We start from the raw sequence: 20,622 nt of genomic DNA, 5'->3' as shown, positions 1-20,622 counted from the left end.
TCCCGCGCCGCCATAGAAGGAGCACGTCTGCAGTGGCCGACAAGCAGAACGACGACTACGGCGTAAACTCCATCACCGTCCTCGAGGGTCTCGAGGCAGTCCGCAAACGTCCAGGCATGTACATCGGGTCCACTGGTGAGCGCGGCCTGCACCACATGGTGCAGGAGGTTGTGGACAACTCTGTGGACGAAGCCATGGCCGGCTACTGCGACCGCGTTGAGGTTGTGCTGCTGGCCGATGGTGGCGTCAAGGTAGTCGACAACGGCCGTGGCATCCCGGTCGACGTCCATCCGGTCCACAAGAAGACTGGCGTGGAGATGGCGCTGACCATGTTGCACGCCGGCGGCAAGTTCGACGGCAAGGCATATGCGGTCTCAGGTGGTCTGCACGGCGTCGGTGTGTCGGTGGTCAACGCGCTGTCCGTGCGGCTCGAGGTGTTCGTCAAGCAGGACGGCTACGGCTGGTTCCAACCGTACGTGGACCAGAAGCCAGCCGCCCCGATCGCCCGCGGTGAGGCTACTGAGGAGCACGGCACCACGATCACGTTCTGGGCCGACGCCTCGATTTTCGAGACCGTCGAATACAGCTTCGAGACGATTTCCCGCCGACTGCAGGAAATGGCTTTTCTCAACCGTGGCCTCACGATGCTGCTCCGGGACGAGCGGCCCGAGCACTACAACGAGAAGAACGAGCCGAACGCGGTCGAATACCACTACCCCGGTGGCATCGAGGATTACGTCCGCTTCCTGAACCGTACGAAGAGCGCCATCCACCAGTCCGTGATCGCCTTCGGCGGCAAGGGCGAAGCGATGGAGCTCGAGGTCGCGATGCAGTGGAACGAGGGCTATTCGGAGTCCCTCCACACCTTCGCGAACACGATCAACACCCAGGAAGGTGGCACCCACGAGGAGGGCTTCCGAGCCGCGCTCACCGGTGTCATCAACCGGTATGCGCGAGACAAGAAGCTCCTCAAGGAAAAAGACGACAACCTCACCGGTGACGACATTCGCGAGGGCCTCGCCGCCATCGTGTCGGTGAAGATCGCCGAGCCGCAGTTCGAGGGCCAGACCAAGACAAAACTCGGCAACACCGAGGTGAAGTCGTTCGTCCAGAAAACCACCAACGAGTGGCTGGCCGACTGGCTGGAGCGCAATCCCGGCGAGGCCAAGACCATCATCACCAAGTCGGTGTCCTCCGCGCAGGCCCGGATCGCCGCGCGTAAGGCCCGCGAGTTGGTACGCCGCAAGGGCGCGCTGGAAATTGGTGGGCTGCCCGGAAAACTGGCGGACTGCCGGTCCACCGACCCGAGCCGCAGCGAGCTCTACATCGTCGAGGGTGACTCCGCCGGCGGTTCGGCCAAGTCCGGCCGGGACTCGATGTTCCAGGCGATCCTGCCGATTCGCGGCAAGATCATCAACGTCGAGAAGGCACGGATCGATCGGGTTCTGAAGAACACCGAGGTCCAGTCGCTGATCACCGCGCTGGGCACCGGCATCCACGAGGACTTCGACCTCTCCAAGCTGCGCTATCACAAGATCGTGCTGATGGCCGACGCTGATGTGGACGGCCAGCACATTCGTACGCTGCTGCTGACCCTGCTGTTCCGGTTCATGCGGCCGCTGGTCGAGGAGGGCAACGTGTTTCTGGCCTGCCCGCCGCTCTACAAGATCAAGTGGCAGCGCAGCGAGCCGCAGTACGTCTACTCCGACCGCGAGCGCGACGCGATGATGGCCGCTGGCATCGAGGCGGGTCGCAAGATCACCAAGGACGACGGCGTGCAGCGGTACAAAGGTCTCGGCGAGATGAACGCCAAGGAGCTGTGGGAAACCACCATGGACCCGGCGCACCGGCTGCTGATGCAGGTCACGTTGGACGACGCGGCCACCGCTGACGAGTTGTTCAGCGTACTGATGGGCGAGGACGTGGAGTCTCGTCGTCTCTTCATTACCCGGAATGCGAGAGATGTCCGCTTTCTGGATGTTTAGTTATTTTGTGGCTTTGATCACGAGTCTTAACGAGATTATCCACAGTTTCCACAGGATTACCCACAGTGGAAGGCGGTCTTTCGCAGCATGATCAGCAGTTGTGAGCTGACTGTGGCGACCGCCCTCACTCTCCGTACGCAGATAGCGCAGCCGCACCGCGTGCAGATCAGGAAGGCCGCCCGATGACCGAAACCCCGACCACGCCGCCGGACAGCCCAGCGGGCGACCGGATCGAGCTGGTCGACATCCAGCAGGAGATGCAGCGCAGCTACATCGACTACGCGATGTCGGTCATCGTCGGCCGGGCGTTGCCGGATGTGCGAGACGGGCTCAAGCCGGTGCATCGCAAGATCCTGTACGCGATGTACGACGGCGGCTACCGGCCGGACCGCGGCTACTCGAAGTGTTCACGAGTGGTCGGCGACGTGATGGGCCAGTATCACCCGCATGGTGACACGGCGATCTACGACGCGCTCGTACGGATGGCCCAGCCGTGGTCGTTGCGCTACCCACTGATCGACGGCCAGGGCAACTTCGGTTCGCAGGGTAACGACCCGCCGGCCGCCATGCGGTACACCGAGTGCCGGATGGACCCGCTCGCAATGGAGCTGCTGCGGGAGATCGACGAGGACACCGTCGACTTCGGGCCGAACTACGATGGCCGCTCGCAGGAGCCGGCGATCCTGCCGGCTCGGTTCCCGAACCTGCTGGTCAACGGTTCGTCCGGGATCGCGGTCGGCATGGCCACCAACATGCCGCCGCACAACCTGCGGGAGGTCGCGGACGGCTGCCAGTGGGCGCTGCAGAACCCGCAGGCGGACAGCGAGGAGACCCTCGCACAGCTGATGCTGCGGATCAAGGGCCCGGACTTCCCGACCTCCGGCCTGATCGTGGGCACCAATGGCATCGCGGACGCGTTCCGGACCGGTCGCGGCTCGATCCGGATGCGCGCCGTGATCGAGGCCGAGGAAGACAGCCGCGGCAGGCAGATCCTGGTGGTCACCGAGCTGCCCTATCAGGTCAACATCGACAACCTGATCGAGAACATCGCCAGCCTGGTCAAGGACGCTCGGCTGACCGGCATCGCGGACATCGCGAACGAGTCCAGCGACCGGATCGGCATGCGGATCGTGATCACGCTCAAGCGGGACGCGGTCGCCAAGGTGGTGCTGAACAACCTCTACAAGCACACCCAGTTGCAGTACAGCTTCGGCGTCAACAACCTGGCGATCGTGGACGGGGTGCCGCGTACGCTCCGGCTCGACGAGCTGGTCCGGCTGTGGATCACCCATCAGGTCGAGGTCATCGTCCGGCGGACTCGCTATCGGCTGCGTAAGAAGGAAGAGCGCGCGCACATCTTGCGCGGCTACCTGAAGGCCCTGGACGCGTTGGACGAGGTGATCGCCCTGATCCGGGCGTCCGCCACCGTCGACGACGCGCGCGGCGGCCTGATGCAGCTGCTGGAGATCGACGAGATCCAGGCCACCGCGATCCTGGACATGCAGCTACGCCGTCTCGCCGCCCTGGAGCGGCAGAAGATCATCGACGAGTACGAGCAGATCATGGTCGAGATCGCCGAGCTCGAGGCGATCCTGGCCAGCGAGGAGCGGCAGCGCCAGATCATCGGCGAGGAGCTCGCCGAGATCGTCGAGAAGAACGGCGACGACCGGCGGACCCGGATCATCCCGTTCGACGGTGACAGCTCGATCGAGGACCTCATCCCGGAAGAGGACGTGGTCGTCACCATCAGCCAGACCGGCTACGCCAAGCGTACGAAGGTCGACCTCTACCGGTCCCAGCGTCGCGGCGGCAAGGGCGTGCTCGGCGCCAAGCTCAAGCAGGACGACATTGTCAGCCACTTCTTCGTTGGCTCGACGCACCACTGGATCCTGTTCTTCACGAACAAGGGTCGGGTTTACCGGGCCAAGGCGTACGAGCTGCCCGAGGCCAACCGGGACGCCCGTGGCCAGCACGTGGCGAACATGCTCGCCTTCCAGCAGGACGAGCAGATCGCGTCGGTTATGCAGATCAAGGATTACGAGGTCGCGCCGTACCTGGTACTGGCCACCAAGCGAGGCCTGATCAAGAAGAGCGAGCTCAGCCTGTTCGACTCGGCTCGGCAGGGAGGACTCATCGCGATCAATCTTCGGGATGACGACGAGCTGGTCAGTGCCGCCTTAATCTCGTCTGAGGACGACCTGTTGCTAACCAGTGCGCAGGGTCAGTCGAATCGGTTCCGCGCGTCGGACGAGTCACTTCGCCCGATGGGGCGCGCCACCTCGGGTGTCATCGGCATGCGGTTCGACGAAGAGGACGAGCTGCTGTCCATGGAGGTGGTGGGCGAAGGCATGGAACTGCTGGTAGCGACCGCCTTCGGGTACGCGAAACGGACACCGGTGCAGGAGTATCCGACCCACAACCGGGGCGGTAAGGGCGTCCGGACTTTCGAATATGACGAACGTCGCGGCAACCTGGTGGCAGCCCTGGCCGTCCATATTGATGACGAGATCTTCGCCATCACCTCTGCTGGTGGAGTCATCAGAACCCCGGTCGAGCCTGTACGGTCGTCAAAGAGGCAGACGAAGGGTGTCAAGCTTATGGATCTGCCAGACGGAGTGACCCTGCTCGCAGTGGCGCGCAACGCCGACGAGCCGGATGCTAGCGCCGACGAGGCGGACGGACAGGACGGGTGAGACGATGAGCGACGGAACCCCGAGCGGGGGCGGCCACCCGGTGGTCGGGCGGGCAGCCGTCGGCAAGGCAGCCGGCTCGCAGATAGGCACGAGTGGAACGCAGACCGACGAGACCAAGGACGACACGGCCGTGAGCACGCCAACCAGCGGCGCCAGCAGTAACGGCACCTCGCCCAGCAACAGTTCGTCGAGCGACTCGAACGCTCCCTCCAGCGAAGCCGGCCGGGCCTCGGTCCCGTCCACCGCCACCCAGACGATCAACGTGCCGTCCGCCTTCGGCGGCAACGGCTCGCGTCCCGGCGGCAGCAGCTATCTCGGTGGCGACTCCACCTCTTCCTCGGGGTCGTCGTACGGGTCATCGAACTATGGCGACGGTTACGACGACCGGCCCGATACCGACGCGCCGAGCTCCGGCGCCGGCAACTACGGGTTCAACGACCCGAACGCGCCGTCGTACGGGATCCCGCCGTCGGCCGGCGCGAGCAGTTCAATCGGCACCAGCTACGGCCCGGATCCAGCCGGCGCCACCGGCACCGCGTCGGTCGGCGCCAGCAACCCACTGGGCCGGGCGGTCCGCAGTGCGAAGAGCACCATGCAGGCCGCGGCCGCGCGTGGCCCGCGGCGAGCCCGGCTGCAGTTGCGCCGGATTGACCCGTGGTCGGTGCTGAAGTTCTCGCTGGCGGTCTCCGGTGTGCTGTTGATCGTTTTCGTCGTCGCCACCACCGCGCTCTACGTGGTGCTGTGGAGTATGGGCGTCTTCGACGACGTGAACAGCACGATCAAGACCTTCACTGCCGGCGACTCCACCTCCGGTGCGAGCTTTTCGATCAGCCCGCAGCTGGTGATCGGTGGTGCGGCCGTGATCGGTCTCATCAACGTGGTGCTGTTCTCCGCGCTGGCCACCATCGGCTCGTTCATCTACAACGTCTGCGCCGATCTAGTGGGTGGCATTGAGATCACCCTGGCTGAACGCGACTAGACATCGGTTTTGTAGGATTGCAAGGGCAAGGCGCGGCTGAGAGGGATCCTGCTTCGAGGCCGCGCTCGACCGTAGGGTAATCTCGTTTTTCGTGCCCGCGGGGCTATAGCTCAGTCGGTTAGAGCGCATCGCTGATAACGATGAGGTCGCTGGTTCGATTCCAGCTAGCCCCACTCCGCAAGTCCCCGTGAAAGGGAGCAGATCGTGAAGAAGGTTCTGATCATCCTGGCGCTGCTGGCCTTGGGCGCGTTCGTGGCGAAGAAGATCAAGGACGCCAACGACGAGCGCGACCTCTGGCATGAGGCCACCACCGCCCCGGAGACCGACCTCAGCTAGTCGTCCCGGTCCGGCTCGCCGCTCGTGCGGCGAGCCGATGCGAGATGAAGTGCCCGATGGCGGCCCGCGATCTTTGCGCTGGTCGCCTTGCTGGCTTTGACCGGTCACTCGGGGGATCCGGGGATGTAGCTCAATTGGCAGAGCACTGCCTTTGCAAGGCAGGGGTTAGGGGTTCAAGTCCCCTCATCTCCACCACGGCAGGCGCGTACGAAAAGCCCGGGCAGTGAGCCGTCGCTCACACAGGCGACCGCGACCGAGAGCGGGGCGCGCAGCGGGCGCCCCGCTCTGGCTGACTCACCCGTTGTCCTGCGCCGTGCCCCTGGGGTTCATGTCCTCGGGCTTGGTGCTCGTGAACGCCAAGCCGCCGAGCTCCAGATCCTCGAGGTCAAGGACAGCGGGGGCACCCGGTTCGTCGGGGAGTTCACCGCCGAGCATCCGGCCGGGCACGTCCGGGTCGCAGCCGACCCGGGCCAGCCGGGCTCGGATGCTGTTGCGACTGCGTCCATGCATCCGCGCCTGCACTCCGATGACAGTGGTCGCGGCCGCCGTCTCCGGCTCGACCAGCCAGGCCGCCAGCAGCTGCTCATCCTGGTCTTTTGTCCACGGCTGGTAGCTGTTGGTCGGACCGCTCGGGTTGAGTCGGCCGCGCGGGCGGACCGGCCCGAGCTGGCCGAGCCCGGTCAGGGTGTGCCGGATGACGTTTCCGGCGTCGACGAGGGCCGAGGTGGGCACCAGCATGGTGCCCTCGGCGGTCAGCACCCCTTCGCTGTCAATGCCACACAGCCGCAGCCGGACCAGCCCGTCCTCGTCGCTGTCGGCCTGCACCGCATACGTCAGGTCGCCGATCTGACACTCGTCGGAGTAGTTGATGTGCACCATGACCTCCCTAAGTTCACCGTCGTTCGACAGTGCAGTCATGGTGTCCGCGACGACTGACAAAAAACGCGACCAGCCGTCCTGGGCCACGGTTGTCCGTTCTAGAGCAAGGCAGCCGCGCCCTCGTTAGCGCGCGCTCTCCAACTCGGCGATCTCGGCGGCGTCCTCCTCGCCGAACTTGTCCTCCAGCGCCTCCGGGCTCGCGTCCAGGTCAATTTGCTGGAGTGGGGCGCCGCGCGCCGACTCAATGGCGCCGAGCCGGCGTTGCACCCGGTCGGCGGCATACTTCATGATTTGGTCGGTCTCCAGCCCGAACGGCGACTCCTCGAACCGGTCGTTGCCGGCCTGAATGAGCTGCATCGCGTACGGCACCAGTTCGGCGAACCGCTCGCCGATGACATCCCACATCTTGTCGTCGGCGGCCACGTGGCGGCGGCAGGTGAAGGTGCCCCAGGCCATGTGCCGGCGCTCGTCGTCGCCGATCCGCTTGATCAGCTCCCGCATGGCCGGGAAGATGCCGAACTGCGTACACACCCGGTTCCACTGCCAGTAGCCGGTCAGCGCCAGCGAACCCTCGATCACGTGGTTGTACGTGACGCTGGCCCGGACCTGGTTGCGTGGGCTGGGATCGCTGTCCAGTGCGTGTAGGCATTCCGGAAGCTCCTCGTAGAAGAGCTTGCGGTAGCCGGGGTTGTCGGCGACCCACGTGTGCAGGTCGTCCATCGCGCCGACCGAGTCCAGCCAGCGCCGAAAGACCTCAGTGTGCTTGGCCTCTTCGAAGCAGAACTGGGTCAGATACATCTCGTCGGCCAGCCGGCCTTCCGCGGACATCGCCTTCATGAACGGCTGGATGTCCTCGGTCACCGCCTCCTCGCCGGCGATGAAGAGGGTGGCGAGGCTGAGCGTGCTGGCCTGTTGGATTTCGTCGAGGCCGTCGAAATCGGCTCTTTCCCGACTGAAGTCGATATCCGCCGGATTCCAGAACTTCGCATTGCCCTTGACGAAAAGTCTCATCGGGAATGAGTCCCAATTCAGCCCGCCGCGGGCGATGGCGTGGAAGCCTTGCCGGTGTACCGCAGGGTCGCTCATGGATCCTCCTGTACGAATGACCTGGCTCACATCATTGACAAGTCGGTATGTTTTGTAAAGGGTGAGCGCGGGTCACGACCAGACAGGGGTGAGGGCGGCATGGCAGGACACAACCTGGCTCGGCAGGCCGAACGGCAGCTTGAGGCGGTGGGTGATCACGACGCGCTGCTCTTCGAGGGCAGCTGGCACACGAAGGCCTCGATGGCGGACCGTGCCGCGCGAGTGGCCGCCGGCCTGAAGGGCCGCGGGGTGTCGGCTGGCGACCGGGTGGTCATCCTGATGGCGAACTGCCCGGAGGTGATGATCAGCTATTCGGCGCTGTTGCGTGCCGGTGCGGTCATCACGCCACTGATCTTCCTGGTCAGCGTGGACGAGCTGGCATACGCGCTGGAGAGTTCGCAGGCCGTCGCGGTGATCACCACGCCGGAGTTCCTGCCGAAGGTGACCGCGGCCGTCCGGCCCGGCTCCTGTGTCCGGTTCGTCACGGTGGTCGGTGACTTGCCACCGGCCGAGCCCAGTGGCCTGCCGGTGGTGTCGTACGCGGAGCTGGAGGCCAGCGAGCCCGGCGACATCGTCGACCGCGCCGACGACGAGCTGGCCGCGCTGTTGTTCACCGGCGGCACCACCGGCCGGTCCAAGGGCGTGCCGCTTACCCACAGCAACCTGTTCTGGTGTGGTTCGGCCGGCCATGAGAGCTCCGACGTCGAAGGCGCGACCAGCACACTCGTACCGCTGCCGTTGGCGCACGCGTACGGACTGCTGGTGACCTGCATCGGGATGCACACCACCGAGCCGTCCCAGCTGGTGCTGATGCGCTGGTTCGACCCGGCTGGCTGGCTGGACCTCGCGAGCACCCAGCGGGTGCATCGGTCCGCGCTGGTGCCGTCCATGATCCAGATGTTGCTGGCGCAGCCACTGGAAAGCGCTGACCTCAGCGCGCTGATGACCGTGTCGTCCGGCGCCGCGCCACTGCCAGCGGCCGTACGCGAGCAGTTCGAGGCGCGGGTGCCGTCGGTGCAGGTCCAGGAGGGGTACGGCTGCACCGAGTCGGCGTCGATCATCTCCACCAACCCGTACGGCCGCCGCAAGCCCGGCAGTGTCGGGCTGCCGGTGCCCGGTTGCCAGGTGTCGATTCGGGACGATGAAGGCAAGGAGCTGCCGGTCGGGCAGGACGGCGAGATCTGCGCGCGGTCACCCGGCATTATGACCGGCTACTGGCTCTCGCCGGAGGCCACCGCGACCGCGATCGTGGACGGCTGGCTGCACACCGGCGATATCGGCCACCTGGACAGCGACGGCTATGTCTACATCGTGGACCGCAAGAAGGACCTGATCATCCGGGGCGGCTTCAACGTCTACCCGCGGGACATCGAGGACGTGCTGGTCACCCACCCGGCGGTGGCGATGGCCGCGGCGGTGGGCCGGCCGGACGAGCGCCTCGGCGAGGAAGTGGTGGCCTTCGTCAGCCTTCGCGCGGACGCGACCGCGACCGAGGAGGAACTGATCCAGCACACTCGGGAGCGGATGGCGGCCAGCAAGTATCCGCGCCAAGTCCACATCGTGGACCAGGTGCCGCTGACCAGCGTCGGCAAGCTGGACCGCAAGAAACTCCGCCAGCTGGTCCGAGAAAGCTGACTATTTCCTTCGTACGAGCAGAAAGACGCCGCCGGCGATCGCTGCCACGATCACCAGGCAACAGAGCACCGATCCGCCGTAGATCAGAAGACGCAACAAGGAAGCGCTCATTTCACTCAGTTTCCCGGTGGGTTGTTGTTGTTCTTTTTCTTGTTGAGCACGAGCACCACTGTCACGACCGTCGCGATGACCAGCAGGCAGCAGAGGCCGCCGCCGCCGACCAACAGGACGTGCCAGGGTCTTATCGCCATCTGGCCAATGTACCGGCGGTGACCAACGTCGCCGTGCACTGGCTGTCCGTCCGGTTAGGGTGTCCGCATGCCAGCCGACAAAGCCGACGACGCGGCCGTGCGGGTCGGGCAACGCAAACCCAGCCGCAAAGAGCAGATCCTGGAGATCGCCCTCGAGCTGTTCGCGACCCGCGGCTATCACGGCGTCGGGATGGACGATATCGGCAGCGCGGCAGGTGTCACCGGGCCGGCGCTCTACCACCACTTCGCGGGTAAAGAGGCGATGCTCTCGGCCGCGCTCATTCCCGTCAGCGAGGGGCTCCGGGACGGTGGCCGGGCCCGGCTGGCCGCCCATCAGGACGCCGCCGAACAACTGGCCGCGTTGGTGGAGTTCCACGTGAACTTCGCGCTGGACCGGCCGGCGGTGATCCGGCTGCATTTCGGTGAGCTGGACCGACTGCCGGACGACTCCCGCCGGATCGTCCGCAAATCCCAGCGCGAATATGTCGAGCAGTGGGTGGACGTGCTCATCCGGCTGAACCCGGGGCTCGACGTGGAGTCCGCTCGGGTACGAGCGCAGGCCGCGTTCGGGTTGATGAACTCCACACCGTTCCTGCGCTCACATTTGCAGCGCGACCAGGTCGCCACGGTGTTGCGCGACATGGTTCACCGGGCTTTACATGGTTAACGGCTAGGCTGACCACACATGTACGGGTCGGTACTGATCGCTGATCGCGGAGCCCTCGCCAGCCGGGTCATCAGGACCGCGCGGCGCCTGGGCATCCGCACCTTCGCGGTGCACATCGGTGCCGACCGCGGCCGGCCGTTCGTCTCCGAGGCCCATCACGCCGAGCAACTCAAGGGCGAGAAACCCAGCGCGTACAGCGAAATCGCGCAGATTCTGGAGATCGCCAGGCGCCACGACGTCGACGCTGTTCACCCTGGTGGCTCGGCGCTGGCCGGCGACCCGGACGCGGCCGCGGCGGTGATCGCGGCCGGCCACATCTGGATCGGACCGTCGCCGGGCACCCTCGCCTGTACCCGCGACAAGGTGCGGCTGAGTCAGCTCGTACGCGATGTTGGCGTGCCGACACCGGAAAGTGTCGGTCCGGTGTCCACTGTGGAGGATGCCGCCGCCGGTGCCGAGCAGATCGGTTATCCGGTGATCCTGAAGGCGGTCGCCGGACGCAACGGGGTCGGGATCGCGGTCAGCGAGAAGCCCGCGGACCTGGTGCGCGCGTACGAACGGGTGCGTGCCCATCTGCCGGCCGGCGACGAGCGGATCCTGGTGCAGCGGCACTACCCGCGGGTCCGCAGCATCGAGGTGCAGGTGTTGGGCCTCGCCGACGGCGCGGTGGTCGCACTCGGCGAACGCGACTGCTCGGTGCAGCGGCGGTTCTCGCCCGTGTTCGCGGAGAGTCCGGCGCCCGGGCTGCGTCCGGTCGTACGGGAAGAGATCACTGCGGCTGGCCTCTGGGCCGCCGAGGCAGTCGGCTTCCGGGGGGTGGGTACGGCTGAGTTCCTGCTGACCGGCGACGAGTTCTTCCTGTGCGAGCTCACTCCGCACCTGACGGGCTTCCATCCGGTCACCGAGCAGGTGTTCGGCATTGACCTGGTGGAGGCGCAGCTGCGGGTCGCCGCCGGCCACCTGCCCGGCTTCGATCTGGGCGGCCTCGCGCCGCTTGGGCACGCGATTGGCATGCGCGTACTAGCTGAGGACCCGCGCCGGTTCTCGCCAGAGCCGGGGCCGATCGCGGACTGGACGGCACCTCGCGGTGACGGCGTGCGGGTGGACGCCGGCTATGCGCCGGGCAGCGTGATCAGCGCGGACGACACAACCATCGGCACGATTTCCGCGCTCGGCGCCGACCGGGCCAGCGCGATCGTACGGGCGCGGGCCGCGATCGGCGGCTTCCGGCTGACCGGGCCGCGGCACACCGGCCCGTTCTTCGCCCGGCTGCTGGAGAACGAGCGGTTCGTGCTGGGCCGGTACGACACCACTCTGCTTGCGTAAGGGCTCGCGTAAGCCTCGCATAAGTACCGACGCATCAGGTCGTACCAACCGCTAACGGGCATTAGGGTTGCCAAGGTTGAAGTCCGTAAGTTCCCTCTGGAATGGGGTGGGGCATGGGCCACATTGGTGACACGGTGATGACTCGGTGACCGGCCTGGCGGTGGACCGCCTCAGCGTCAACGGTCTTGACTACGGAATCCTCGCGATCTACTTCCTGGTGGTGCTCGCGATCGGGCTGTTGGCCCGGCGGGCGATCACCACCAGCGAGGATTTCTTCCTGTCCGGCCGGTCGCTGCCGGCGTGGGTGACGGGTTTGGCGTTCATCTCGGCGAACCTGGGTGCCACCGAGATCCTTGGGATGGCGGCCAACGGCGCTCAGTACGGCGTGGCGACGGTGCATTTCTACTGGATCGGCGCGGTCCCGGCGATGGTGTTTCTGGGCCTGGTCATGATGCCGTTCTATTACAAGAGCCGGGTGCACACCGTGCCGGAGTTCCTGCTCCGCAGGTTCAACCGGCCGACGCACTTCTTCAACGCGCTGTCGTTCGCGGTCGGCATGCTGCTGACCGCCGGCGTCAACCTCTATGCGTTGGGCATCGTCATCCAGAGCCTGCTTGGCTGGCCGTTGTGGATCGCGATCCTGGTGTCGGCGGCTTTCGTGCTGGCGTACATCACCCTCGGTGGTCTGTCCGGCGCGATCTACACCGAGGTCCTGCAGTTCTTCGTGATCATCGCCGGGCTGATTCCGATCGTGATCGTCGGCCTGGTCGCGGTCGGCGGGTGGAACGGGTTGGTCGACAAGGTCACCCACGGCACCACCCTCGGCGGCGCCGCCTTCACCCAGTGGGCCGGCACCGCGGTCGGGCATCCGACCAATCCGCTCGGCGACTGGATCGGTATTGTCTTCGGTCTCGGGTTCGTGCTGTCTTTTGGTTACTGGACCACGAACTTCTCCGAGGTGCAGCGGGCCCTGTCGGCCAAGAACCTGTCCGCCGCACAGCGTACGCCGCTGATCGGTGCCTTCCCGAAGATCTTCATTCCGGCACTGACGATCATCCCTGGCCTGCTGGCGCTGGTCCTGGTGCCGAGCCTGCAGAAGGCCGGTGCCGACTACAACTACGTCATTCCTTCGCTGATGGGAAAACTGCTGCCCAACGGGGTGCTCGGCATCGCGTTGACCGGCCTGATGGCCTCTTTCATGGCCGGCATGGCGGCGAATGTCAGCTCGTTCAACACAGTTTTCACGTACGACCTGTGGCAGCGTTACTTCGCCAAGGACCGGCCGGACCGCTACTACCTGAATATCGGCCGGCTGGCCACCGTGGCCGGGGTGGTGATCGGCGTCGGTACGGCCTTTATCGCCGCTGGTTTCAACAACATCATGAACTACATCCAGTTGTTGTTCTCGTTCTTCAACGCGCCGCTGTTCGCCACGTTCCTGATCGCGCTGTTCTGGAAGCGTACGACGCCATGGGCCGGTTTTTGGGGCCTGGTCAGCGGTACGGCCGGAGCCGCGGTCGCGCATTTCTGCCTCACCGGGTTTTTCGGTGGGAAACCGCTGATCGTGATCGAGTCGACCCAGTCGCAGAACTTCTACGGCGCGATCGCCGCTTTCGTGGTCGACGCGGTGGTCACGGTGGCGGTGACGATGGTGACCAAGTCCAAGCCCGACGCCGAGTTGCGCGGGCTCGTCTGGGGACTTCCGGACGCCGAGGCGGATGCTGCTGCGGCTGCCGAGCGAACCCCCAAATGGTGGGAGTCGCCCCGGCTGCTGGGCTTCTCCGCACTCGGGTTGACGATCGCCCTAACTCTGTTCTTCTTGTAGGGGAGTGGTTCTGATGGCGGAGAAGGACGAGCAGCAGGCCAAGCCTCACAGGCTTTTCGACCTGCGCTATTTGATCGGCGCGCTGTTCACCGTCTACGGCGTGATTCTGGTGATTGTGGGTGCCCTGGACGGCTCAGCCGCGCTGAGCAAGGCGCAGGGCATCCGCATCAATCTCTGGCTCGGGATCTCGATGCTCGTATTGGCCGGACTTTTCCTGCTGTGGGCGTGGCTTCGACCACTCAGTGCGGATTCGAACGACTAGTCGCGGTTCCAGAGGGAGACCCGCAGCGGGGGCTGCGGGTTGTAGTGGTGCAGGGTCCAGTGGTCGAACCGGCGGCCGATGCTCCGAGTGACGGCGGCGGCCCGGATCAGCTGGCGACGCATGTGGTGAACTCTCCTCAAATTCGATGTCTTCACTAGTTAAATCGTTTGGCGGGCGTCGTGTGTTTCCGTCATGACTATGAGTGCCATCACGCGGTGGTGGTCACAGTCCGGCTGTTCGCGGCTTCCCGCCGACGGTTGACCGGTCCGGAGAGCATCAGATGACCGACGAAGAGCACCACCCCACCAACCACGCAACCGATCCATGGGCCAGCTGGGCCGACGGTGGCGAGCAGGGTGGTGCCGGCGACCGGCGCGAGGATCATCGACGAGCTGAAGCCGAGGGTGAACAGCGCCTGGTAGCGGCCGCGGGCGGCCGGTGGGGCCAGCTCGGAGACCAGCGACTGGGCATAGCCGGCCATCCCGATCTCGCCGAGCGTCCAGACCACCACGGTGCCGGCGTACGCCCACTGCGACTGCGCGAACGCGGTCAGCCCGAAGCCGATCCCGACCACCAGCCCGGAGACTGCCAGCACGTGCAGCGGCTGGAACCGCTGGAACCAGACCGCCGCGAACGGCTGGATCAACACGATGACCACGCCGTTCAGGGCGATCGCGGCGCCGAACTGGGCCGCCGACAAGCCGTGCATGTGCATGCTCAGCGGCAGCGTGACGTACGCCTGCGTGTAGATCGTCGAGTAAAGGACGGTCAGCGCGATCAGGGCCACCACCAGCGGGTCGCGTAGGGCGCTGCGGTAGCCCACCGCCGGCTCGTCGGTCCGCGCTCGAGGCTGCTCCGGGGTGCGGACCAGGAAGAAGATCAGCAGGCCGAAGACCAGGCAGGTGGCCGCGTCCAGCCCGAAGAGCAGGCCATAGCCGCGCTCGGCCAGCCAACCGCCGCCCACCGCGGCGATCGCGAAGCCGAGGTTGATCGCCCAGAACAGCAGGCCGTACGCGCGAGATCGGTGCGCCAGCGGCACCAGGTCCGCCACCATCGCGCCGGATGCCGGTCGGTAGAGGTCGGCGGTCAGGCCCACCACGAAACCGGCGGCGGTGATCGCGACCGGAGTCGTCGCGAGACCGAGCCCGACCATCGCGAGTGCGGCGGCGACCATCGAGCCGGCCAGCGCGACCCGCCGGCTGAGCCGGTCCGCGAGGAAACCTCCCAGCACCGGGCCGACCAGGCAGCCCGCGCCGTGGATGGCCAGGATCAGGCCGGTCTGGCCGATGCTGAGGCCACGCGCGGTCGTCAGGTAAAGCGCGAGGAACGGCTCCACGAAGGTGCCGAGCCGGTTGACCAGCACGCCCACCCACTGCACCCAGAAGGCCCGCGGCAGGCCGCCGTACGCGTTGGTGAAGACCTGCCGCAGCCGGCTGTCGCTGGTCCGCTGGGTCACCGCCGGCACCTGCTCGCGGGGTTCGAGTTGAGTCACCCCTGAAGCCTCGCGAGCAAGGTCCACTTCTACCAACTGTTTAGCGTACGCTTAATGGTTGGAGGTCCGCCGATGCTCGAGCTGGTATTCACCGTGCCCGATCTTTCCCAGCTGCGGTTCGCATATTCGCCGTTATGGGAGCTGGTCGCGAGTTTCCGGGTGCTGAACACGCCAGCCCGGCACGCGCTGCACGCACCCTGGATCACCCACGCCCGTCGACTCATCGCGGACAGCGAGCTGGCCGGGTCACCGGACCTGGAACTGATGCGCACGCTGGTGCCGGCGAACGGCTATATCCCGGACTTTCTCACTCCGCCGCCGACCACTCCGCTGCCGAACTTGCAAGACGAGCTGGCGGCCGTCCTGGAGACCCCGAGCGCGGTGATCCGCGCTGACCTGCGGCCGGTCGGCGTCGCCCCGTTGCAGTGCAGGTCCCGGGCCGGGATGGGAGAGCGGGTCGGTGCCTTCTACGACCATCCGCAGCGGACTCTGCGGCACCTCGTTGGCACTTTGCGCACGTACTGGGACCTGGTGTTGGCCGAACACTGGCCGCGGATCCGGACGCTGCTCGACGCGGACCTGTCGTACCGGACCGGCCGGCTCGCCCGCGGTGGCCCGACCCTGTTGTTCGCGGACCTGCACTCCCAGATCGAGTGGGCCGGCAACGTGTTGCGGATCGAGAAGAAATACCAGAACTCCATCGAGCTGGCCGGCCGCGGGCTGGTGTTGGTGCCCAGCGCGATGGCGTGGCCGAGCGCGATGATCATGCCGCCGCCCTGGCAGCCGACGCTGATCTATCCGCCGCGCGGGGTCGCGACGCTCTGGGAGACCGGGAAAGTGGCGCCGAACGGCTTGTCCCGGCTGCTCGGCGAGACCCGCGCGAACCTGGTGGTGGCGCTGGCCGGGCCGACCTCGACCGGCGACCTGGCCCGTCGGCTCGAGGTCACTCCGGCGGCCGTTTCCCAGCACCTCGGAGTGTTGCGTGGCGCCGGCCTGGTCACCACCGACCGGCGCGGCCGGGGCGCCATTCACATGCGTACGCCCACCGCCGACGCTTTGGTAGCCAGTGCCTCCTAGTCGTGGAGCCTTGCATCGGATACCCTTAACGATCGTTAAGGCATTCGATGCGTGGACCGGGAGTGGCGATGTCTGAGTACGGGCTGTCTGAGGAGCATCAGGCGCTGACCGCGATGGTCCGCCGGTTCGCCACCGAGGTGATCGCGCCGCAGATCGGCGATCTCTACGTGAAGGAGGAGTTCCCGTACGAGATCGTCGCCCAGCTTGGCGAGCTGGGGATTTTCGGGCTGCCCTTCGGTGAGGAGTGGGGCGGCCAGGGTGGCGACTACCTGGCGTTCTGCCTCGCCATCGAGGAGATCGCCCGGATCGACTCGTCGGTGGCCGCGACGCTGGAGGCGGCGGTCGGTCTCGGCTCGGTGCCGCTGATGCGTTTTGGTACCGACGCGCAGAAGAAACAGTGGCTGCCCGACCTGGTGGCTGGGCGTACGGTCGGCGCCTTCGGCCTCACCGAGCCCGACGGTGGGTCGGACGCCGGCGCCACCCGGACCACCGCCCGGCTCGACGGTGACCAGTGGGTCATCAACGGGTCGAAGGCCTTCATCACCAACTCCGGCACGGACATCACCAGCATCATCACGGTGACCGCGGTGACTGGGCAGAAAGCCAACGGCGGCAAGGAAATCTCCGCGATCATCGTGCCGGCCGGCACGGCTGGCCTGACGGTGGCGCCGAAATACTCCAAGGTCGGCTGGAACTGCTCGGACACCCACGCGCTTTCTTTCGATGACGTACGGGTGCCAGCGGACAACCTGCTCGGCGAGCGCGGCCGCGGATACGCGCAGTTCCTGCAGACCCTCGACGAAGGCCGGATCGCGATTTCGGCGCTTGGCGTTGGCCTGGCTCAGGGCTGCGTCGACGAATGCGTGAAGTACGCGCAGGAGCGCAGCGCATTCGGCCAGCCGATCGCGAAATACCAGTCCATCGCCTTCAAAATCGCCGACATGCAGACGCGCGCACACGTCGCCCGTACCGCCTATTACGACGCCGCCCAGCGACTTCTCGCCGGCCAGGATTTCAAGCGAGAAGCGGCGATCGCGAAGCTCTACAGCTCCACGATCGCGGTGGACAACGCGCGGGACGCGACGCAGATCCACGGCGGCTATGGCTTCATGAACGAATACCCGGTGTCCCGGATGTGGCGTGACTCCAAGATCCTGGAAATTGGCGAAGGCACGTCCGAGGTGCAGCGGATGCTGATTGCCAGGTCACTGGGTCTGTAGCGTTTCCCCGCGGAATTTTGCTGGGCGTGTGGTGTCGCACGGAGCTGGCGGCCGGCCGCGCTTCACTGGGTAGGCGGGACCGTCAACTGGCGCGAAAATCGACCTGCGCGCGAGATTTCATTGCTTTCTCACAGGATCCCTCGTAGCCTCCCGTTCGGGCCCAAAGGCGGAGTAATCGGTCGGTACGTACGAAAGGGCACCGCGCCCTTTCGTAGGCACCGCGTGTTTTCGTGCGGGTCCATCACGGCTCCGCGCGTTTTCCGAGAGGAGAAGGAAAAATGCGCAGACCTCGGATTTTCGGTGCGGCGATTCTGGCGGTGGCAACGGTGGCCTTCTCGGTTCTGCTGATCGGCGGCACGACCACCGCCGCATCCGCGATGCCGGCCTGTGGCGTACAAGAGGGCGGCGCCTCGGCTGCCGCGGTGAATCTGGTCAACAATGCCTGTACGAAAATCGGCGTCCCGTACTCGTGGGGCGGCGGGCACGCTGGTTCCGGGCCGGGCGAGACATACGGCATCTGCGACCCAAGCAATGGTGCCCCCAACGATTGCCATGTAAAGGGTTTCGACTGCTCGGGTTTCTCGCGCTGGGCGTATTGGGCGGCCACCGGCAGTGACCTGCTGGGAGCGACCGCGGCCGGGCAGTACAGCATCCTGACCAATCGCGGCTTCCCGAACATCGCTCCGGCGAATGTCCGGGCCGGGGACTACCTGTTCTACGGCTCGTCGGCGGGCAATATCCACCATGTCGCCATCGCGCTCGGCGGCGGATACATCGTGGAAGCGCTGGAGTCCGGGACCCTGATCCACGTGTCCACCTCTTATGCCGGGCACGGGGATCTTTACGCGTCCAAGCGGCCGCTTCCGTAAGACGTACCACCAAAAGGGGTCGCCGGAATTTCCCGGCGGCTCCTTTTTCAGTGCCTGGCGCGGTAAGCGCGCGTCTTCGCGATGCTGCCGCAACCCCGTCCGAACGGTCCGCCGGCGGTCATCGCGCACCACGTGCGGCTGCCGTTTCGGGACGTGTCATAGAAAACCCACCGGCAGTCCGGGCAGGCTCGCAGCCGGCGCCATCGGCCATCGGCAATCGCGGTGATCACTCGCGCGAGCAGCTGACCACTGGCCGTCGGTGCGGCGGCCACCAGTTCGACGGGTCGCGCGGAGCCGGCCGGCGCCAGCATCGGTACGAGCCGGTGCCGGGCCAGCTGGTCGGTGAGGCTCACCGGATGGCTCTGGCCAAGTGCTGCGCGCAAATCGTCCCGTAAAGCGCGCAGCTCGGGAAAGTCGGTCGGCGGCGCGAGATCCGGATAGGTGGCCGCCCAGTCGACGGTCTCCAGCTGGTCCTCGGCTTCCCGCGTGTCGTTCGGAATCACCCAGCTGTTGAGGAACGTCCTCACCACCTCGAGCCCGCCAGGCGCGGCTTCCTCTGCCATGTTCACCAGCATAACTCTTGACTGGTGAACATCTGCCCGACACACTCGCTGTTCACCAGTAAAGAGATTAGCCGGTAACGAGGAGGCGGTTATGGCAGGTCAGCTAGTGGTGTGGCACGGGGTGGACCCGGACCGGATCGACGCGGCCGCGGTCTTGTTCGGCGACGGCCGGATGTCAGCGCGCGGGACGAGCCTTACCGCGGACTACGCGCTGTCGTACGAGCTGGAGACCGTCGCGAGTTGGGTTACGGACCGCATCCGGGTACGGGTCGAGGCCCGCCGCTGGTGGCGTTCCCTCGACCTTCGCCGGGACGGCGACGGCCGGTGGACGGCAACGGTGGCCGGGGAGCGGGACGATCACCTCGGCCCGGCCGGTGTTCTGGATCCGGCAGGGCTGGCCGGCGCGCTGGACTGTGACCTGGCGTTCTGCCCGCTGACCAACACCATGCCGGTGCTTCGACACGACCTGGTGGCGGCCGGGCCGGGTACCTCCGCGGACTTCACGATGGCGTGGATTTCGGTGCCGGACCTCGCTGTCCATGTCTCACCACAGACGTACGTCACCCGCGGCCCGGCTCCGGACGGCGGTGCCTACGCCGACTTTCGCAGCGGAACCTTCCAGGCCTCCCTGCGCCTTGACCGGGATGGCTTGGTGATCGACTATCCCGGGTTGGGCGTACGCATCGACGGTGTCCACACCGAGGCGTCATGAGCGAACAGCACCCGGGCCGGATCGAGGGCGAGCAACCGGTCCAGCCACGGTGAACCACCGCCGTCGCCGACTTGGCGGCCGAAACTGGCGGCCGAATCGTGCGCCTGACCTGCCAGCACGACCGTGCCGTCGGCCTGTCGTACGACCAGCGACTGGTGGCCGGGCGAGCGCCCGGGCGTCGGCAGCAGCCACACCCCGTCTCCCAGTTCGGCCTCGCCGTCCAGCTCGGTGTACGTGACACCGGTGAAATCCACCAGCTCCGGGATCGTGTAGCCGCTGGTCCGGGCCGTGTTCAGCTCGGCCCGTTGGACCAGGATCGGCCGCCCGGCCAGCGCCGGGTTGCCGCCGCAGTGGTCGAAGTGCAGGTGGCAGTTGACGACCAGCGCGATGTCGTCCTTGGTCGCACCGGCCGCTGCCAGCGCTTGCCCGAGTGGGCGCCGGCGTGGCTGATAGTGCGCCTCGGTCTCCGGATCGACCGCACCGATGCCGGTGTCGAACAGGAGCAGACCATCGCGGTGATCGACCAGGTAGCCCAAGACCGGTTCGGTGCGCGAGTGGACACCGTCGACCTCGATCGGCGGCCGTACGTACTCGCCCAGGGTCACCCTCCGGATGCGGCTCACCCAGCCATGATGCGACCTGGCGTCGCCATCTCGGCGGCGTAACCTGAACGCGGCCGTAAGCCGACAGCTGAATGTGAGGTGAGCGCCATGGCGGAGCCCAAACCCACTGGCAACGCAAGGGCAACGCGTCCGCGCCGTCGCA

20 protein-coding genes and 2 tRNA genes are annotated in these 20,622 nt (G+C 66.3%); 15 read left to right on the top strand and 7 right to left on the bottom strand.

The window, feature by feature from the left end; translation table 11 throughout:
- The first annotated feature begins 32 nt into the window (after positions 1-32).
- The 6 genes from gyrB (at position 33) to ABD301_RS14315 (ending at position 6,188) form a co-directional block, all read left to right on the top strand.
- Complete coding sequence (gene gyrB / locus ABD301_RS14340) at positions 33-1,985, top strand: DNA topoisomerase (ATP-hydrolyzing) subunit B (protein WP_344310596.1); 1,953 nt, start codon at positions 33-35, stop codon at positions 1,983-1,985.
- 182 nt (positions 1,986-2,167) lie between these two features.
- Positions 2,168-4,678, top strand: a complete 2,511-nt coding sequence (gyrA, locus tag ABD301_RS14335; protein ID WP_344310594.1) for a DNA gyrase subunit A — start codon at positions 2,168-2,170, stop codon at positions 4,676-4,678.
- Positions 4,679-4,682: 4 nt separating this feature from the next.
- A complete protein-coding gene (locus ABD301_RS14330; protein WP_344310592.1) occupies positions 4,683-5,657 on the top strand; it encodes a DUF3566 domain-containing protein in 975 nt (324 codons plus the stop codon).
- 99 nt (positions 5,658-5,756) lie between these two features.
- Positions 5,757-5,830, top strand: a tRNA-Ile gene (locus ABD301_RS14325).
- 31 nt (positions 5,831-5,861) lie between these two features.
- On the top strand, positions 5,862-5,993 hold the full coding sequence (locus tag ABD301_RS14320; protein WP_279580142.1) for a DLW-39 family protein: 132 nt from the start codon (positions 5,862-5,864) through the stop codon (positions 5,991-5,993).
- Positions 5,994-6,112: 119 nt separating this feature from the next.
- Positions 6,113-6,188: transfer RNA gene (locus tag ABD301_RS14315), tRNA-Ala, on the top strand.
- 99 nt (positions 6,189-6,287) lie between these two features.
- On the opposite strand, the gene ABD301_RS14310 is transcribed toward ABD301_RS14315, so the two are convergent.
- Together ABD301_RS14310 and ABD301_RS14305 are read right to left on the bottom strand one after the other, a co-directional pair.
- Positions 6,288-6,869 carry a hypothetical protein gene (locus tag ABD301_RS14310; RefSeq protein WP_279580143.1) on the bottom strand — a complete coding sequence of 194 codons (582 nt, stop codon included), beginning with the start codon at positions 6,867-6,869 and terminating at the stop codon, positions 6,288-6,290.
- 126 nt (positions 6,870-6,995) lie between these two features.
- Positions 6,996-7,958 carry a R2-like ligand-binding oxidase gene (locus tag ABD301_RS14305; protein ID WP_163568205.1) on the bottom strand — a complete coding sequence of 321 codons (963 nt, stop codon included), beginning with the start codon at positions 7,956-7,958 and terminating at the stop codon, positions 6,996-6,998.
- 99 nt (positions 7,959-8,057) lie between these two features.
- Here ABD301_RS14305 and ABD301_RS14300 point away from each other — a divergent pair, with 99 nt between their 5' ends.
- Positions 8,058-9,593 (top strand): class I adenylate-forming enzyme family protein, encoded by a 1,536-nt coding sequence (locus ABD301_RS14300; protein WP_163568206.1) that lies wholly within the window; start codon positions 8,058-8,060, stop codon positions 9,591-9,593.
- Positions 9,594-9,709: 116 nt separating this feature from the next.
- Here the strand turns inward: ABD301_RS14300 and ABD301_RS14295 are convergent, their stop codons facing one another.
- Positions 9,710-9,844, bottom strand: a complete 135-nt coding sequence (locus tag ABD301_RS14295) for a hypothetical protein (RefSeq protein WP_344310589.1) — start codon at positions 9,842-9,844, stop codon at positions 9,710-9,712.
- 67 nt (positions 9,845-9,911) lie between these two features.
- On the opposite strand from ABD301_RS14295, the gene ABD301_RS14290 reads away from it, so the two are divergent.
- From ABD301_RS14290 to ABD301_RS14275, 4 genes are all read left to right on the top strand, one after another.
- A complete protein-coding gene (locus ABD301_RS14290; RefSeq protein ID WP_344310587.1) occupies positions 9,912-10,511 on the top strand; it encodes a TetR/AcrR family transcriptional regulator in 600 nt (199 codons plus the stop codon).
- Positions 10,512-10,529: 18 nt separating this feature from the next.
- On the top strand, positions 10,530-11,837 hold the full coding sequence (locus tag ABD301_RS14285; RefSeq protein ID WP_344310585.1) for an ATP-binding protein: 1,308 nt from the start codon (positions 10,530-10,532) through the stop codon (positions 11,835-11,837).
- A gap of 154 nt (positions 11,838-11,991) precedes the next feature.
- Complete coding sequence (locus ABD301_RS14280; protein ID WP_344311130.1) at positions 11,992-13,662, top strand: sodium:solute symporter family protein; 1,671 nt, start codon at positions 11,992-11,994, stop codon at positions 13,660-13,662.
- A 13-nt stretch (positions 13,663-13,675) separates the two neighbouring features.
- Entirely contained in the window at positions 13,676-13,924 is a 249-nt protein-coding gene (locus tag ABD301_RS14275; protein ID WP_163568210.1) for a hypothetical protein, read from the top strand.
- On the opposite strand, the gene ABD301_RS14270 is transcribed toward ABD301_RS14275, so the two are convergent.
- Positions 13,921-14,046, bottom strand: a complete 126-nt coding sequence (locus tag ABD301_RS14270) for a hypothetical protein (protein ID WP_279580146.1) — start codon at positions 14,044-14,046, stop codon at positions 13,921-13,923. The genes ABD301_RS14275 and ABD301_RS14270 overlap by 4 nt on opposite strands.
- Positions 14,047-14,132: 86 nt before the next feature.
- Entirely contained in the window at positions 14,133-15,416 is a 1,284-nt protein-coding gene (locus ABD301_RS14265) for an MDR family MFS transporter (protein WP_163568211.1), read from the bottom strand.
- Positions 15,417-15,488: 72 nt separating this feature from the next.
- On the opposite strand from ABD301_RS14265, the gene ABD301_RS14260 reads away from it, so the two are divergent.
- The 3 genes from ABD301_RS14260 to ABD301_RS14250 all read left to right on the top strand — a co-directional run bounded on the left by ABD301_RS14260 (position 15,489) and on the right by ABD301_RS14250 (position 18,582).
- Complete coding sequence (locus tag ABD301_RS14260) at positions 15,489-16,493, top strand: DUF5937 family protein (protein ID WP_344310580.1); 1,005 nt, start codon at positions 15,489-15,491, stop codon at positions 16,491-16,493.
- Positions 16,494-16,561: 68 nt separating this feature from the next.
- Positions 16,562-17,713: an acyl-CoA dehydrogenase family protein gene (locus ABD301_RS14255; RefSeq protein ID WP_344310578.1), complete on the top strand. Its 1,152-nt coding sequence runs from the start codon at positions 16,562-16,564 to the stop codon at positions 17,711-17,713.
- A gap of 278 nt (positions 17,714-17,991) precedes the next feature.
- Entirely contained in the window at positions 17,992-18,582 is a 591-nt protein-coding gene (locus ABD301_RS14250) for a C40 family peptidase (protein WP_344310576.1), read from the top strand.
- A gap of 47 nt (positions 18,583-18,629) precedes the next feature.
- Here the strand turns inward: ABD301_RS14250 and ABD301_RS14245 are convergent, their stop codons facing one another.
- Positions 18,630-19,145 carry a CGNR zinc finger domain-containing protein gene (locus tag ABD301_RS14245; protein ID WP_163568215.1) on the bottom strand — a complete coding sequence of 172 codons (516 nt, stop codon included), beginning with the start codon at positions 19,143-19,145 and terminating at the stop codon, positions 18,630-18,632.
- 91 nt (positions 19,146-19,236) lie between these two features.
- Here ABD301_RS14245 and ABD301_RS14240 point away from each other — a divergent pair, with 91 nt between their 5' ends.
- Positions 19,237-19,857 carry a putative glycolipid-binding domain-containing protein gene (locus tag ABD301_RS14240; RefSeq protein WP_344310574.1) on the top strand — a complete coding sequence of 207 codons (621 nt, stop codon included), beginning with the start codon at positions 19,237-19,239 and terminating at the stop codon, positions 19,855-19,857.
- Here the strand turns inward: ABD301_RS14240 and ABD301_RS14235 are convergent.
- Positions 19,806-20,480, bottom strand: a complete 675-nt coding sequence (locus ABD301_RS14235; protein WP_344310572.1) for an MBL fold metallo-hydrolase — start codon at positions 20,478-20,480, stop codon at positions 19,806-19,808. The two genes, ABD301_RS14240 and ABD301_RS14235, sit on opposite strands and share 52 nt — an antisense overlap.
- Between the last annotated feature and the right edge of the window lie 142 nt (positions 20,481-20,622).

The sequence above is a fragment of the Fodinicola feengrottensis genome, assembly GCF_039530045.1.
Lineage (GTDB): Bacteria > Actinomycetota > Actinomycetes > Mycobacteriales > HKI-0501 > Fodinicola > Fodinicola feengrottensis.
Note: the sequence above shows the minus strand (reverse complement) of the source record. Positions and strands in the feature narration are given on the sequence as shown.